At 71.4% G+C, this 14,696-nt stretch carries 12 protein-coding genes; 8 read left to right on the top strand and 4 right to left on the bottom strand.

The window, feature by feature from the left end:
* The first annotated feature begins 73 nt into the window (after positions 1-73).
* Positions 74-2,812, top strand: coding sequence for an ATP-dependent RNA helicase (locus CFREN_RS00225; RefSeq protein ID WP_209651493.1), 2,739 nt, complete (start codon positions 74-76; stop codon positions 2,810-2,812).
* Between the two features lie 78 nt (positions 2,813-2,890).
* Here CFREN_RS00225 and CFREN_RS00220 read toward each other — a convergent pair whose 3' ends face one another.
* Positions 2,891-4,117 (bottom strand): glycosyltransferase 87 family protein, encoded by a 1,227-nt coding sequence (locus tag CFREN_RS00220; RefSeq protein ID WP_209651496.1) that lies wholly within the window; start codon positions 4,115-4,117, stop codon positions 2,891-2,893.
* Positions 4,118-4,259: 142 nt separating this feature from the next.
* Between CFREN_RS00220 and CFREN_RS00215 the strand changes: the two genes are divergently transcribed.
* Both CFREN_RS00215 and CFREN_RS00210 read left to right on the top strand, forming a co-directional pair.
* Entirely contained in the window at positions 4,260-5,156 is an 897-nt protein-coding gene (locus tag CFREN_RS00215; protein ID WP_209651498.1) for a YggS family pyridoxal phosphate enzyme, read from the top strand.
* A 107-nt stretch (positions 5,157-5,263) separates the two neighbouring features.
* Positions 5,264-5,653 carry a Rieske (2Fe-2S) protein gene (locus tag CFREN_RS00210; protein WP_209651499.1) on the top strand — a complete coding sequence of 130 codons (390 nt, stop codon included), beginning with the start codon at positions 5,264-5,266 and terminating at the stop codon, positions 5,651-5,653.
* On the opposite strand, the gene CFREN_RS00205 is transcribed toward CFREN_RS00210, so the two are convergent.
* On the bottom strand, positions 5,650-6,888 hold the full coding sequence (locus CFREN_RS00205) for an MFS transporter (protein ID WP_070519721.1): 1,239 nt from the start codon (positions 6,886-6,888) through the stop codon (positions 5,650-5,652). The two genes, CFREN_RS00210 and CFREN_RS00205, sit on opposite strands and share 4 nt — an antisense overlap.
* Positions 6,889-6,987: 99 nt before the next feature.
* Between CFREN_RS00205 and CFREN_RS00200 the strand changes: the two genes are divergently transcribed.
* Positions 6,988-7,896 carry a LysR family transcriptional regulator gene (locus CFREN_RS00200; protein ID WP_070519672.1) on the top strand — a complete coding sequence of 303 codons (909 nt, stop codon included), beginning with the start codon at positions 6,988-6,990 and terminating at the stop codon, positions 7,894-7,896.
* A 108-nt stretch (positions 7,897-8,004) separates the two neighbouring features.
* Here the strand turns inward: CFREN_RS00200 and CFREN_RS00195 are convergent, their stop codons facing one another.
* Positions 8,005-9,303: a cystathionine gamma-synthase gene (locus CFREN_RS00195; RefSeq protein WP_246580152.1), complete on the bottom strand. Its 1,299-nt coding sequence runs from the start codon at positions 9,301-9,303 to the stop codon at positions 8,005-8,007.
* A gap of 111 nt (positions 9,304-9,414) precedes the next feature.
* Here CFREN_RS00195 and CFREN_RS00190 point away from each other — a divergent pair, with 111 nt between their 5' ends.
* The gene (locus CFREN_RS00190; RefSeq protein ID WP_070519670.1) at positions 9,415-10,725 is read left to right on the top strand and encodes a saccharopine dehydrogenase family protein; all 1,311 of its coding nucleotides are present in this window, start codon (positions 9,415-9,417) and stop codon (positions 10,723-10,725) included.
* 31 nt (positions 10,726-10,756) lie between these two features.
* On the top strand, positions 10,757-11,608 hold the full coding sequence (locus CFREN_RS00185) for an SDR family oxidoreductase (RefSeq protein WP_209651501.1): 852 nt from the start codon (positions 10,757-10,759) through the stop codon (positions 11,606-11,608).
* Here the strand turns inward: CFREN_RS00185 and CFREN_RS00180 are convergent.
* The gene (locus CFREN_RS00180; protein ID WP_246580151.1) at positions 11,580-12,233 is read right to left on the bottom strand and encodes a DedA family protein; all 654 of its coding nucleotides are present in this window, start codon (positions 12,231-12,233) and stop codon (positions 11,580-11,582) included. The two genes, CFREN_RS00185 and CFREN_RS00180, sit on opposite strands and share 29 nt — an antisense overlap.
* A 240-nt stretch (positions 12,234-12,473) precedes the next feature.
* On the opposite strand from CFREN_RS00180, the gene CFREN_RS00175 reads away from it, so the two are divergent.
* Complete coding sequence (locus CFREN_RS00175; protein WP_209651503.1) at positions 12,474-13,970, top strand: sensor histidine kinase; 1,497 nt, start codon at positions 12,474-12,476, stop codon at positions 13,968-13,970.
* Positions 13,967-14,644, top strand: a complete 678-nt coding sequence (locus tag CFREN_RS00170) for a response regulator transcription factor (protein ID WP_217124646.1) — start codon at positions 13,967-13,969, stop codon at positions 14,642-14,644. Before CFREN_RS00175 ends, CFREN_RS00170 begins: the two co-directional genes overlap by 4 nt.
* The last annotated feature ends 52 nt before the right edge of the window (positions 14,645-14,696 follow it).

Raw genomic sequence — 14,696 nt, 5'->3', positions numbered from 1 at the left:
AAAGCCGCGTCCGTTTCCGGGCCCCTGTGAAGGGGTGGTTTCGCTTTGCGGGGCTGCTGGCATGCTTGGGGCCATGACCTGCCAGCGTTCTTCGGGTTCTTTGCTTTTCGACGTCACCGCCATCGGCGCGGGGTTGCCGTTCGCCGCGGTGGCGGGGGATCTGGACGAGGCTCTGGCCGGTGGGGTGGCCGTCGTGCAGGCTCCGCCGGGCACGGGCAAGACGACGGTGGTGCCGCCGGTGGTGGCCAATCATGTGGCGGCGGCCGGTGGTGCGGGGGCGAATGGCGGCGAGGGCGGCGGCCGGGTGATCGTGACGGCTCCCCGGCGCGTGGCGGTGCGTGCGGCGGCGCGGCGGTTGGCGGATCTGGCGGGCGTCGAACTCGGCGGTGCGGTCGGTTACACGGTGCGCGGAGATCGGAAGGTTTCACGGGAAACATCGGTGGAATTCGCCACTCCCGGCGTGATCACCAGGCGCTTGCTTCGCGACGGCGACCTGCCCGGCGTCTCGGCCGTCGTCCTCGACGAGGTCCACGAACGCAATCTCGACTCCGACATTCTGCTGGGCATGCTGCGGGATCTGCGGGAGCTTCGCGATGATCTGACGCTGGTGGCCATGTCCGCCACCGTCGACGCGCCACGCTTCGCCGGTCTGTTGGGCACGCCCGGCGCGCCGGCGCCCGTCGTCGCCGCAGATTCGGTGCTGCACCCGTTGGAGGTGCGGTGGGCGCCGGCGTCGGTGGCCCGCCTGAATCATCGCGGCGTGACCCGGGAGTTTCTGGATCACGTGGCCCGCGAGGCGGTGGAGGCGTTGGCCGATGCGCCGGACGGCGGCGACGTCCTGGTGTTCGTTCCGGGCGTCCGCGAGGTCGAGCACGTCGTCGGCGCGTTGGAGCGGATGGCGCCGGACGGCGGCGGGCGCGGCGTCGAGGCCCTCGCCCTCCATGGTCGGCTGCACACCGGCGAACAGGATCGCGTCGTCCGGGGCGGGTCGCAGGATGGACCGCGGCGGATCATCGTGTCCACGGCGATCGCGGAGTCGTCGCTGACGGTGCCGGGGGTGCGGGCCGTCGTCGACGCGTGCCTGTCGCGCGGTCCCCGTCTGGATCTGTCGCGGGGCATGTCGGGGCTGGTCACGACGTCGTGCGCGCGGTCGTCGGCCGAGCAACGCGCCGGTCGCGCCGCCCGCCTGGGCCCGGGCCTGGCGGTGCGGTGCATCGGCGAGTCGGAGTGGGGCGGCCTGGATGCGTGGCCCGCGCCGGAGATCGCCGTCGCCGATCTGACCCGCGCCATGCTCGACGTCGCCGCATGGGGCACGCCCGGTGCGGTCGGACTGCCGCTTCCCGACGCTCCCCCGCCCCGCCACGTCGCCGCCGCCCATTCGACGCTGGCGGCGTTGGGGGCCATAGACCTCGGGGACGAAAACGCAGCCGCCACCACGACCGCGACCACCTCCGATGCCGCGAACACCATCTCCACCGCGTCGGCTGCGGCCACCGCGCGCATCACCGACCTGGGCACCGTTCTCGCCGCTCTGCCCGTCGACCCGCGGCTCGGCCGTGCGCTGCTGGCGGGTGCGTCGGTGCTGGGCGCGGCGAAAGCGGCGGATGCGGTGTCGCTTCTCGACGACTCCCCGCGCGGCGACCTCACCCGCGCTCCTGGTGGCGGCACCCGTTCCGGTGCCGACGCTTCGCGCCTGAAGCGCCTGGTCGAGGAACATTCGGCGGCGGTGGCCGCAATTTCCGAGACCATGGATCGGCTGCCGAAGTCGGTGCCGGCGCACACGAAGGCCGATGCGATCGCACTGGTCACGGCGCTGGCCTGGCCCGATCGGATCGCGAAGCGACGTTCCGCCGACTCCGACGAATACCTCTTCACCGGCGGTACCGCCGCCACCGCTCCCCCGGAGCTGCGCGGCCACGAGTGGTTGGCCGTCTCCGACGTCGGCCGGGCCGGTGGGCGCCTCGCCGGTCGCGCCGGAGCCGTCATCCGCGCCGCCGCACCGGCGTCCCGCGAGCTGGCGTCGTGGGCCGCCGCGGGGTTGGCGAGGGAAGTGGAGGAGGTCGGCGTCGCAAAGCACTCCGGTGAGGCGCGAAGCGGCGTCGGCAAACCGAAGGTCACCGCGCGGCGCCGGGAGTTGCTCGGGGCGATCGAATTGGGGGCGCATCCGATGGCCCCCGACGCCGAGCAATGCCGACGGGCGTGGCGGGACCTGTTCGCCGCCGACCCGACGGCGTTGCGGACGCATGTCGGGTTCGGCGCCGAGGCCGAGGTACTGCGTCGGCGGCTTGCCCTGCTGCACCGCGAACTCGGTTCCCCCTGGCCGGATGTCAGCGACGCGGGATTGGCCGCGAGGGCGGAGGAACTGCTCGGGACGGCGATGACGGAGCCGACGTTGCGGCCCATCGGCGTCGACCAGCTGCGCGGCCTGCTGCCCTGGCCGGAGGCCGCCCGCCTCGACGAACTCGTGCCCGAACGCCTGGAGGTGCCCAGCGGGTCGCGCATCCGGGTCGACTACCCGGAGGTTGGTGCTGCGGCGGAGGAAGGGTCTGCCCCGCCGGTTCTGGCCGCGAAACTGCAGGAGTGTTTCGGGTTGGCGGACACGCCCGCCCTCGTCGACGGGCGCGTGGCCGTCCAGCTGCAGCTGCTGTCGCCGGCGGGGCGTCCGTTGGCGGTGACGCAGGATCTGCGCAGCTTCTGGGACGGCCCCTACGCCCAGGTCAGGGCCGAGATGCGCGGCCGCTACCCAAAGCACCCGTGGCCCGAGGACCCGTGGACCGCGCAGGCGACGAAGCGCACCAACCGGCGCAGGTAGGCGGCGGCTCTCCCCGGTCGGTCAGCTCCGGACGGCCGGTTCGGTGTCGATCGGTTTCGACCGGTCAGCCCAGGAAAGTCAGCTGCGGGCCGGGTCCTGCTTTGCGACGTCCGCCTCATTCCCGTCGAGCGCATGCTCCGGATCCGCTGGACGCAGCGCGCAGACGATGAAGGCGACGAAGGCGATGCCGCCGAAGATGCCCTGCAGGTTGCCCCACACCCACTCGGCGGGGTTGAGGGCGTGGCCCCAGGGATTGCCGGGGAACGTTCCGTAGGGCGCCAGGAAATGGGCGACGTAGAAGCCGATGGCCAGGGCGACCTGCCACGGGCGGCGCAGCGTGAAGATCAGCGGCAGGAAGATCATGGTGATCGACCAGTGGTGGCTGACCGTGTACGGGCCGACGAAACAGACCGCCAGGGCGACGACGGCCAGCGACTCGACGCGCAGCCCACGCTGCTCGTATCGGAAGGCGGCGATGCCCGCCAGGATCGCCCCGATGACGAAGCACGTCATGACGATGATGTTCAACGCCGGATCCTCGATGGTCGCCCGCGCCAGCAGGCCGGACAACGCCTGGTTGGCCTCGTAGGTCGGGGCGCCGCCGCGGTTGCCCTCGAAGAACTCGTCGGTCCAGAAGTAGATGGACTCGTCGAAACGCATGACGAAACCGATGGCGACCGTGACCAGGAACCACAGGAAACTGGACAGCACCGCCCGGAAATCCTTGCGGACCAGGAAAATCAGGGCGTACGCCGCCGGCGTGATCTTGATGCCCGCGGCGATGCCGATGCCCAGGCCGCGGAGCTTGCGCGGCAGAAAGCCCAGCACGTCGGCGACGACGAGCAACGCCAGGAAAACGTTGATCTGGCCGAAGTTGATGTTCTCCCACAACGGATCAAGCAGCAGCGCCGGACCCAGCAGCAGCCCCGCGACCAGGGCGGGAGACGGGACACGCAGGCGCGTGGCCACCATCCACACCATCGCCCACACTGCGGCAATGGTCGCGGCGGTCCAGATGATCTGCAGCGTCGTCGGCCCCGCCCACGTCATGGGATAGAACAACAGCGCCGCGAACGGCGGGTAGATGAAGCGGTACCCCGAACGCGTGGGGAAGTCCTCCGAATACAGGTCCCGACCGCGGCGCAAAGCCCAGCCGGCGTCCTGGAAGACCTCGACGTCCATCATGTAATACGTTGCCGCGCGGTACATCTGATAGCCGACTACGCCAACGGCGAAGAGGGCGGCGACGACGGCCGCAAGACGGCGCCACCGATCGGGCACCGCGATCAATCGATCCTGGAGCATGAATCGAACGTACCGCACCCGCCGGATCGCGCCCGTCGGCAAGACGCGGCGGCCCACGGATGCCGCGAACCCCACTGCGGCAGACGGCCCAGCGCCCGATCGGCGGGCGAGCGGCAACCGGGGCGGCGGTAGCGTGGAGACCATGGAGCACAACGAGTCAGCTTCTCCCGCCGGTGCCGCCGCCCCTGCGGGAGCGGCCCCCGCCAGCCCCGCGGAAGTCACCGCCCGCCACGACGCGATCCGGGCGCGCATCGGCGACGCCGCCCGCGCCGCCGGCCGCGACCCCTCGGAGATCCGCCTGCTGCCCGTGAGCAAGACGGTGCCCGCCGCAGCCGTGCTCGCCGACTGGCCGGCCCTGCGCGACGCCGGATGCCTGACGCTCGCCGAAAACCGCGTCCAGGAGGCGGCCGCGAAGGCTGCGTTCTTCGCCGACGCCGCAGGAGCCGCCTCCACCGATGCCGCCGATGCACCCCCTACTGCGATCACTCCCCTGCCGCGCTGGGCGGTGATCGGCCCGCTGCAGACGAACAAGGCCGGGCAGTTGGCGGCCTTCGCCGACGAGTTCCAGGCGCTCGACCGCCCCAAGGTCGCCGCCGCACTCCAACGCCGACTGGACGGCGGCGCCAATGCCACCGGCGACCCCGGCAGCACCACGGGCGACGCCGGCCGCACCCTCGACGTGCTCATCCAGGTCAACACGTCGCACGAACCCCAGAAGGCCGGCGTCGCACCCGACGACGCCGAAGCGTTCGTCGCCGACTTCGGCCCCGACGGCCCCTACCCGAACCTGCGGCTGCGCGGCTTCATGACCATGGCCATGATCGCCGACCCCTCCTCCCCCGACGGCGACGAGGACGTGCGCCGGTGTTTCGCCACCCTGCGCGAACTGCGCGACCGCCTCACGCCGAACGCCCCCGACGGCGTCACGCTCGACGAACTGTCGATGGGCATGTCCGGCGACTTCGAACTCGCCATCGCCGAAGGCGCCACCACCGTCCGCGTCGGCCGCGCCATTTTCGGCGAACGCCCCCGACCCTGAGCACTGCCGGGCCCGCGAATCGGGGTCCCGGCGCACCCCGCGACGCTGCCGTCTCCGCGTGCCGACGGGCCGTCGTCAAGCAATGCCCGCCGGGTACCCTGATGGGCATGAACGACAAGGCAGCCCCCCAGTTCTCCTGCTCCCGCCGAGGATTCCTGCTCGGCACCGCCACCACCGCCGCCGGTGCCCTCCTCGCCGCCTGCGCGCCCGGCTCCGACGTCGAACGCGTCGCCGCGGCGGACGTCCCCGTCGGCGGCGGCACCGTCGTCGGCGACTACGTGGTCACCCAGCCCGAAGAGGGCGTGTTCAAGGCCTGGTCCGTGCGCTGCCCCCACCAGGGCGGACGCATCAACGCCGTGCGCGACGGCGTCATGATCTGCCCCGACCACAACTCCCACTTCGACATCGACACCGGCGACGTCGTGTCCGGCCCGTCACGCCACCCCGCCGGCGCCGCCCCCATGGCCGCCGACGACGGCGACCTGGTGGTCGGCTAAGACGCCTGCCGCCGGGGGCCGCGGATGCCGCTCGTGCCCACCACCGTCGCCGCCCCGGCGAGGACGAACAGGCCGATCAGCCAGCAGACCAGCACCCCCCAGCCGCCCCAGCCCAGCACGTGGCCGGAGACCCACCCGACCACCGACGACCCCAGGTAGTAGCTGAACAGGTACATCGAGCTGGCCTCCGCCCGGTCCTCCGTCGCGATGAGCCCCACCGACGACGACGCCAACGAATGCGCCACGAAGAACCCGCCCGTGAACACCGCCACGCCTAGCAGCACCGTCGCCAACCACGGGGTGGCGGTCAGCGCCAGGCCCGCGATGCCGGCGACGATCGCGGCGAGCATCGCTTCACGACGACCGATGCTCTGGGCGAAGAAGCCCGCACGCGCCGACGTCCACGTGCCCGTCAAATAGAGCAGGAACACCAGCCCCGCCGCGGCGGCCGACAAGCCGAAGGTGTCGCCCAGGCGGAAGCCGACGTAGTTGTACAGCGACACGAACGCGCCCATCGACAAAAACGCCAGGGCGTACAGGCCCAGCAGCCGCGGATTGCCCAGGTGGCCGACCAACGCCCGGATCTCGCCGCCCGGCGTCAGCTGCTTCGGCGTGAAGCGCCGCTGGCGCGGCAGCAACCACACCGTGGCCACCGCGAACGTGAGGGCGACCAGCGACGAGGCGACCGTCGCCACGCGCCAGCCGGCGAACTCCAGCACGATCGACGGGATGATGCGGCCCAGCAGCCCGCCCACCGTCGTGCCCGCCACGTACAGGCCCATGATGCGCGGCACGTGCTGCGGGTGGACCTCCTCCGACACGTACGTCATCGCCACCGCCGGGACGCCCGCGATGACCAGGCCCTGGATCAGGCGCAGGCCGATCAGCGCCGACGCGGACGGCGCCAGCGCGAGCGTGAGACCGAGGAGGGTGGCCAGCACCGCGCCGATCAGGATCATCGGGCGCCGTCCGAACCGTTCGGACAGCACCGACATGGGGATGATCGCGCACGCCAGGCCGCCCGTCGCCGCCGACACCGTCAGGGCGGCGGTCGCGGGGCTGATGGCCAGGTCCTCCGTCAGCACCGGCAGCAGCGCCTGCGTCGCATACAGCGCCTGGAACGAGGCGATGCCGGCGAAAAGCACCGCGACCAATGCGCGGCGGAAACCCGGGGCTCCGGGCGTCAGCCCCTCCGGAATCGCCGGAGATGCGACCGTGTGCTGCTCGTTGCTCATGTCGACCATGGTGCGCCGGGGCCTTCGATACTTCCAATGCATTGTCCGGGATGATCCATTGCATGTCGCGCATATCCCCTCGTGGGATACCGTTGTTTCATGATCCCCACCGACCTCGACTGGTTCCTGGACCTCGCGCGCACCCGCCACATGGGCGACTCGGCGGCGAATCTGGGCATCCCGCAGCCGACGCTGTCGCGGCGCCTCGCCAGACTCGAGGCGACGCTGGGCGCGCGACTCTTCGACCGCGATGGCCGGGGCCTGGAGCTCAACGCCCGCGGCCGGGCCTTCGCCGAAGCCGCCGGCGCCGCGACGGATGCCCTACGCGCCGGCGCCGCCGAGGTCGCCCGCCTCGTCGACCCCGCCCAGGGCCCCGTGCGCCTGGACTTCATGCATTCGCTGGGCACGTGGATGGTCCCGGAGATCCTCCGCGCCGCCCGCGCCACCAGGCCGGATGCGGCGATTTCCCTGCATCAGGGCGCCGCCCGCCTGCTCGTCGACCGTGTCTTGGCCGACGAGGCCGACCTCGCGCTCGTCGGCCCGCAGCCCCCCGAATCCCTCGCCGACGGCCCCCTCGAGTGGACGCCCCTGGCCCGCCAGCGTCTGGCCGTCGGCCTGCCCGCCGATCACCGCCTAGCCGGGTCGGCCGCGCCGCTGCGCCTGCGGTCGGTGGAGGAGGATCCGTTCATCGCGATGTTGCCCGGCTACGGCACGCGGCTGCTGCTGGATTCGCTTGCCGACGCCGCCGGGTTCCGCCCCCGCCTCGTCTTCGAGTCGATGGAGTTGACCACCGTCGCGGGCCTGGTCAGCGCCGGTCTGGGGGTGGCGTTGCTGCCCATCGACGATCCGTTTCTCTCCGTGACGGGGATCGTGTTGCGGCCAATCGCCCCGGCGGCCCACCGCGAGCTGGGGATGATCCGCCGCCGCGCCGTCGACATGACTCCGCCCGTCGCCGCGCTGAACGACGACATCCTCGCCCTGGCCGATGCGGGTCGCTGGGTGGCGTGACCGGCGGGCCGGCAGCGGCAGCGGCTTTTCGGCGTTGATGGGCAGCTGCACCACGGGCACGTCGGCGGTGGGCATGAGGTGCTTGAGCACGAACCAGGGGCCGCCCTCCTAGAGCCGGTCGAGAGCCTGCGCGAGGTCCGCGATGAGGTCGTCGACGTCCTCGATGCCCACGGACAGGCGCACCAGATCCGCCGGGATCTCCAGCTGCGTGCCCTCGGTGGACTGGTGGGTCATGCCGGCCGGAACCTCGATGAGCGACTCCACGCCGCCCAGCGACTCCGCCAACAGGAACTCGCGGGTCGACTCGCACAGCTTCGCCGCCGCCTCCGCGCCACCGGCCAGGCGCGCCGACACCATGCCGCCGAAACGCTTCATCTGCGACTTCGCCACCTCATGATTCGGGTGCGACTCCAGGCCCGGGTACAGGACCTGCGAAATCTCCGGGCGCGACTCCAGGAACGCGGCGACCTTCTCGGCATTGTCGCAGTGGCGGTCCATGCGCAGACCCAACGTCTTCAGGCCGCGGGCGGTGAGGAACGCGTCGAAAGCGCTCGGCGTCGCGCCGATGCCGCCGCGCAGGAAGTCCAGCTCCTCATCCAGCGCCGCATCGTTGGTGACCACCGCACCGCCGATGACGTCCGAATGGCCGCCGATGTACTTCGTCGTCGAATGCAGCACCGCATCCGCGCCCAGCTCCAGCGGGCGCTGCAGGTACGGCGAGGCGAACGTGTTGTCCACGATCAGCTTCGCGTCCGCGCCCAGCTCCGCATTGGCCTCCTTGACCGCCGCGGCGATGCCCGCGATGTCGCCGACGGTGAGCAGCGGGTTCGTCGGGGTCTCGATCCACACGATCTTCGTGTTCGGCCTGATCGCCGCGCGCACCGACTCGACGCTGCCCAGGTCGGCCACCGAGTACTCCACGCCCCAGTCGCCGAACATGGTGTCCACCAGGCGGTACGTCCCGCCGTAGGCGTCGTTCGGAATGACGATGTGCGCACCCGGGCGCAGGTACGCGCGCAGCAGGATGTCCGTCGCCGCCATGCCCGACGCGAACACCCGGCCGTAGCGGGCGCCCTCGAGCTCGGCGATCGCGGCCTCCAGCGCGGCCGACGTGGGGTTGGCCACACGGGTGTACTCGAAACCGCCGCGCAGCACGTTGATGCCGTCCTGCGCGAACGTCGAGCTGGCGTAGATCGGCACGTTCACCGGGCCGTACAGCGAATCCGGGTGGTAGCCGGCGCGCACGGCGGCGGTGTCGAAGGCACGCTCGGGATGCGCCACCTCGTGGGTCGAGTCGTAGTCGGCGCCGTCCTTCGGGGCGTGGGACTGGTCGGCGTCGGCCTGGCTCATTGCGATCTTCTCCTGCTCGTAATCGGTGCACGCCGCCGACGGGCGCGTGACGGGCACGGCCCGCCGACGGCGAGCGGGGTGCCCGTCATTATGCCCTTAGACCGAGCTGTCTACAAACGAATGGCGAAAAACCCCGCGAGAATCCCGCGGCCCCGATAGCGTGGGACCATGACTCGGGACGACAACGCCACCGACCGCACCGACCGGATCAGCGACGCCGCCACCGACCGCACCGAACGCCCACACGACATCGTGGTGTTCGGGGCCACCGGATTCGTCGGTGGGCTCGTCGCAAAGCATCTGGCCGCGCACGCGCCCACCGGAACCTCCATCGCACTGGCCGGACGCGACCGCGCGAAACTATCGGCCCTGCGCGACGACCTGCCGGACACCGCCGCGGACTGGCCGCTCATCGTCGCCGACGCCGCCTCCGACGCCGACATGCGGGCACTGGCCGAATCCACCCGCGTGGTGCTCACCCTCGTCGGGCCGTACGCCCGTTACGGCCACCCGCTGGCCCACGCCTGCGCGGCCGCCGGCACCGATTACGTCGACCTGACCGGCGAAGTGCTCTTCGCACACGACTCCATCGCCGCCAACCACGAACTGGCGCAGTCGACTGGCGCGCGGATCGTCCACTCGTGCGGCTTCGACTCGATCCCCTCCGACATCGGCGTCAAGGTGCTTCACGACGCCGCCGCAGCCGCCGGAGACGGCAACCTCGGCGAAACCACCCTCGTGGTCACCCACATGCGCGGCGGAGTGTCCGGAGGCACCATCGACTCGCTGCGCCAACAGCTCAACGACGTCAAGGCCGACCCCGACCGTGCCCGCATCGCCGGCACCGCCTACTCGCTCAACCCCGGACTCGAGGGGCCGGGGCCCAGGCGCCAGGACGACGCACCCATCGTCCCTCGCCGCGACATCTACCTCGGCGAGACCGGCGCGTTCGCACCGTTTTTCATGGCGCCGTACAACACCCGCGTCGTCCGTCGCACCGCCGCCCTGCTCGACGCCGAGGGCCCCGACGGCTACGGCGACGGCTTCCGCTACCGCGAGGTCATGTCCGTCGGCCGCGGCCCGAAGTCGGCCGTCCGCGCCCGCGCGTTCAAGGCCGCCATGGGTGCGCTCATCGGCGGCATGACGTTCGGCCCGACGGCGAAACTGCTGGACAAGAAGCTGCCCGCACCCGGCGAGGGCCCGTCCGAGGAGGACCGCGCCCACGGCCGCTTCACCATCGACGTCCACTCGCTGACCCTGTCGGGCGCCCAATGGACCAGCCGCGTCGAATTGGAGAAGGACCCCGGCTACGACGGCACCGCCATGATGATCTCCGCCGCCGCCCTGGCCCTGGCATTCGACCGCGACCGCCTGCCGAACCGGACCGGCGTACTCACCCCCGCGTCCGGCATCGGCGACGCCCTCGTCGAACGCCTCCGCGAGGGCGGCATGAAGATCGGCGCCCGCAAGCTGGGCTGACCCGCCCCGCCCCTACCGAAAGGACCACGCCATGGCCCTGCCCCGCACCACGTTGACCCACGGCCCCAAACTCCCCGCCGTTTCCGGCCGCGCGCTGGTCACCGGCGCGTCCTCCGGCATCGGCTGGGCCTGCGCCGAGGCGTTGCGCGACGCCGGGTTCGACGTCGTCGGGACCTCCCGCAAGGGCGCCGACGCCCCGCACCCCGACGGCATCGAGATGATCGCCCTCGACATGGGCGATCGCGCCTCCATCACGGCCGCAGCCGACGAAGTCATCTCCGGCGGCGCCCCGTCCGTCGTCATCGCCAACGCCGGCGAAAGCCAGTCCGGCCCCTTCGAGGAGCTGCCCGCCGACGCCCTGAACAGGCTGTTCCAGGTCAACGTACTGGGACAGGTGGATCTGGTTCAGCGCCTGCTGCCGTCGATGCGCGACGCCGGGCGCGGCCGCGTGATCCTGGTCGGCTCGATGCTCGGCGGTCTGCCGCTGCCCCACCGGTCGTCGTACGTGGCCACGAAGGCGGCGCTGCGCGGTTTCGGCATGTCGCTGCGCGGGGAGGTGTCGCGCTTCGGCATCGGCGTCACCGTCGTCGAGCCGGGCAGCATCAACACCGGCATCTCCAACCGCCGCACCAAGTACGGCGCCGACATCGACTCGCCCTACCGCGACGACGCCCTGACCATGCTGAAGAACCTCGACGCCAACGAGGCCAAGGGCATCTCCGCCGACGACGTCGCCGAGACCGTCATGCACGAAATCACCGCCGAGCGCCCGCTGCCCCTGGTCGCCCGGGGATCGAGGGCGGGGCTGGTCGTGCCGTTGACGCGGGCGCTGCCCACCGAGGCGACGCTGGCCCTCATGCGTCGGGTCCACGGCCTGAAGTAGCCGTCCGGTCTCCCTCGCGCTCGCGCCTGCGCCGCCGCACGAGCAGCACGACGGCCACCACCGCCACCACCGCGCAGGCGACGTAGATGACCACCGAAAACCTGTCGATCCACTCGCCGACGATGTGCCACTTCGCACCGAGGATGACGCCCAGGTACACCAGCACGCCGTTCCAGATCGTCGACCCCGCGGTCGTGTACAGGGCGAATTTGAGCAACGGCATCCGCCACAGTCCCGCAGGCACAGAAATGATGGACCGGATGCCCGGGACCATGCGGCCCAAAAACACCGACGCCTCTCCGTGTCGGCCGAACCACTCCAGCGCGTAATCCACGTCGGATGCCCTGGTGAGCGGAAGCTTCTCCGCGATCGCACGTACGCGCTCCGCCCCCAGCGCCGCCCCGGCCCAGTAAAGCACGAACGCGCCCACCACCGAACCGCCCGTCGCCCACGCCACCGCACTCCACCAGGTGAACTTGCCGGTCGTGGCCGTGAACCCGGCCAGCGGCAGGAACAGCTCCGAAGGCACCGGCGGCAGGATCGTCTCCACGAGGATCGCCAACGCGATGCCCGGCGGACCGAAGACGCCCATGAGGGACACTGACCAATCGATGATCGTCTGCACGGGGCTCCTTCGTCGCAGCTCGCGGACCCGGGGACCGGCCGCATTCCAGCGATTTTCGCGTTTTCGGGGACCCCTGCACAACTCCCCGCCGCCCCAGATGGTTCCCGCCCAGGCGGCGGGGGTAGCGTACGCGCCACCGTGAAACGGGCGCGGGAGCCACTGTATTTTCGCTGGTGGAACGGTGAAATTGGGTCAGACGGAGCAACAGGGCCCCGTCACCGGGATACGGAAGGACCCGCCATGAACACCACGTACACCAACGACACTTCGCTTTACGACGGCGCCGAGGCGCGTGGCACGCGGACCGTCGCAAAGCACCCCGAGGGGCGCGGACCGGCGGCGACCCTCGGTGAGGCGCTGCGGCGGCCGGGCTACCTGTTCACGAAATGGCCGTGGCTGGCACTGGGCAACATCATCGTCGGGCTCGCGCTGTCGTCGGTGCTCGGCTCGGTCATCCTGCCGCTGCTGGTGATCAGCCTGGTGCCGCAGATCCGGAATCTGCTGTGGCCGGCGCTGCTGCGCGTCGAGGTGTGGCGCCTGCGACTGATCGACCGGCCCGGCGCCGACGCCATCGGGCCGCCCATCGACCGACTCGCCGACGAGGGCGGTACCCCGACGTTCTCCCAGTTCGCGCACCTGGCGCTGGTGATCTTCCTGCTCTTTCCGTTCACCGTGGGCGTGGCGTTCCTGCCGGTGATGTTCACCATGCTGTTTTCCCCGTGGCCGTTCTTCGACGGCACGCCCGTGGAGGCGCTGGACCCGAACGCCACCGACGCAGAGTTCGGCCAGGGCGTGTACGACGCCGTCATCGCGCCGCTGCCGACGTGGATGCTCGTGGTCTGGATGGTCGTCGCGGCGGTGGTCTTCGCCATCGCGCTGCTCTACTCCGCCGGGCTGTGGGCGTGGGCGACCGGACGTCTGGGCCGGACCCTGATGGCGCCCGACGAGGAGCAGCTGCGCGCCGACGTCGACCGCCTCGAATCCTCCCGCGCCGACGTGCTCGACGCGGCGGCGATGGAACGCGCGCGGATCGAGGGGGCGTTGCATGACGGCGTCCAGCATCGGCTGGTCGCACTGACCATGAAGCTGGGCATGGCCGAGGCCGAGGACCCCGAGGGCCCCACCGGCAAGCTGGCCGCCGAGGTGCATGGCGACGTCGACGAAGTGCTCGCCGACCTGCGTCGCGTCATCCGCAACATCCAGCCGCGGGCGCTGTCCGAACACGGATTGCGGGCGGCGGTGGCCGACCTCGCCGCCGAAATGCCGATGCCCGTCGACGTCGACGTCCCGTCGGTGCGGATGCCCCGCCATATCGAGGAGGCGGCGTTCTTCTTCGCCTCCGAGGCGCTGTCCAACGTCGCCAAGCACTCCGGTGCCTCGCGGGCGACGGTCGTGGCGGCCATCGATGAACCGGCCGAAGGCGCGGATGGTCCGGCCGCGGGTGCCGGCGGTGAGCGACGCGGCACGTTGACGCTGACCATCGCCGACGACGGGCGCGGCGGTGCCGTCGAACGGGCCGCCGGGCTGCACGGCTCCGGTCACGGCCTGCGCGGGATGCGCCAGCGCGCGGCGGGCGTCGACGGTACCGTGACCGTGACCAGCCCCGACGGGCGCGGCACCACGGTGACGCTGATCTGCCCGACGCGGATCATCCCCGCGGCGGCCGACCGGGCGACCGTCCAGGCAGACGCCGCCAACGACACCGCCCCGACTCCCGAGGAGGATTCCCGCCGATGACCGCCGCCACCCCCGCGCGCTCCCCGCTGCGCATCGTCCTCGCCGAGGATTCGCCCCTGCTGCGCGCGGGGGTGGAGGCCGTTCTGGGCCGCGGCGGCCATGAGGTCGTCGCTGCGGTCGGCGATGGCGACGCGCTGGTCGCCGCCGTGCGCGCCACCGTCCCGGATCTCGTGATCACGGACGTGCGCATGCCGCCGAATCATTCCGACGAGGGCCTGCGCGCCGCCGCGCAGATCCGCCGGGAGCGCCCGACGCTGCCGATGATCGTGCTGTCGCAGTACGTGTCGGTGGCCTACCTCGATGATCTGATGGCGGGCGGCGGCCGCGGTTTGGGGTATCTGCTCAAGGACCGTGTCGCGCACATCCGTCACTTCCTCAATGCGGTCGCGGAGGTGGCGACCGGCCAGACGATCATCGATCCGGAGGTTGTCCGCGCGCTCGTCGGCGGTGCGGCGGCGTCGGGCCCCATTGCGACGCTGACGCCCCGCGAGCGCGAGGTTCTGTCGCTGATGGCGGAGGGCCGCACGAATCACGCGATCGCCGAGGAGCTCGTCGTCTCCGAGGCGGCGGTGCGCAAGCACATCGGCGGGATCTTTTCCAAGCTTCCACTTGACGACGGTGCCGACCGCCGGGTCTCGGCCGTGCTCGCGTATTTGCGTTCGGAAGGCCGGTAGCGGGGACGAAGGCCGCTGTCGGAGGCGCCGGCCGTCGTAAAGCCCGCCCGGC

Source organism: Corynebacterium freneyi (genome assembly GCF_030408835.1).
In the GTDB taxonomy this organism is placed as follows: Bacteria; Actinomycetota; Actinomycetes; order Mycobacteriales; family Mycobacteriaceae; genus Corynebacterium; species Corynebacterium freneyi.
The sequence above is the reverse complement of the archived record's forward strand: the minus strand, read 5'-3'. Positions and strand labels throughout refer to the sequence as shown.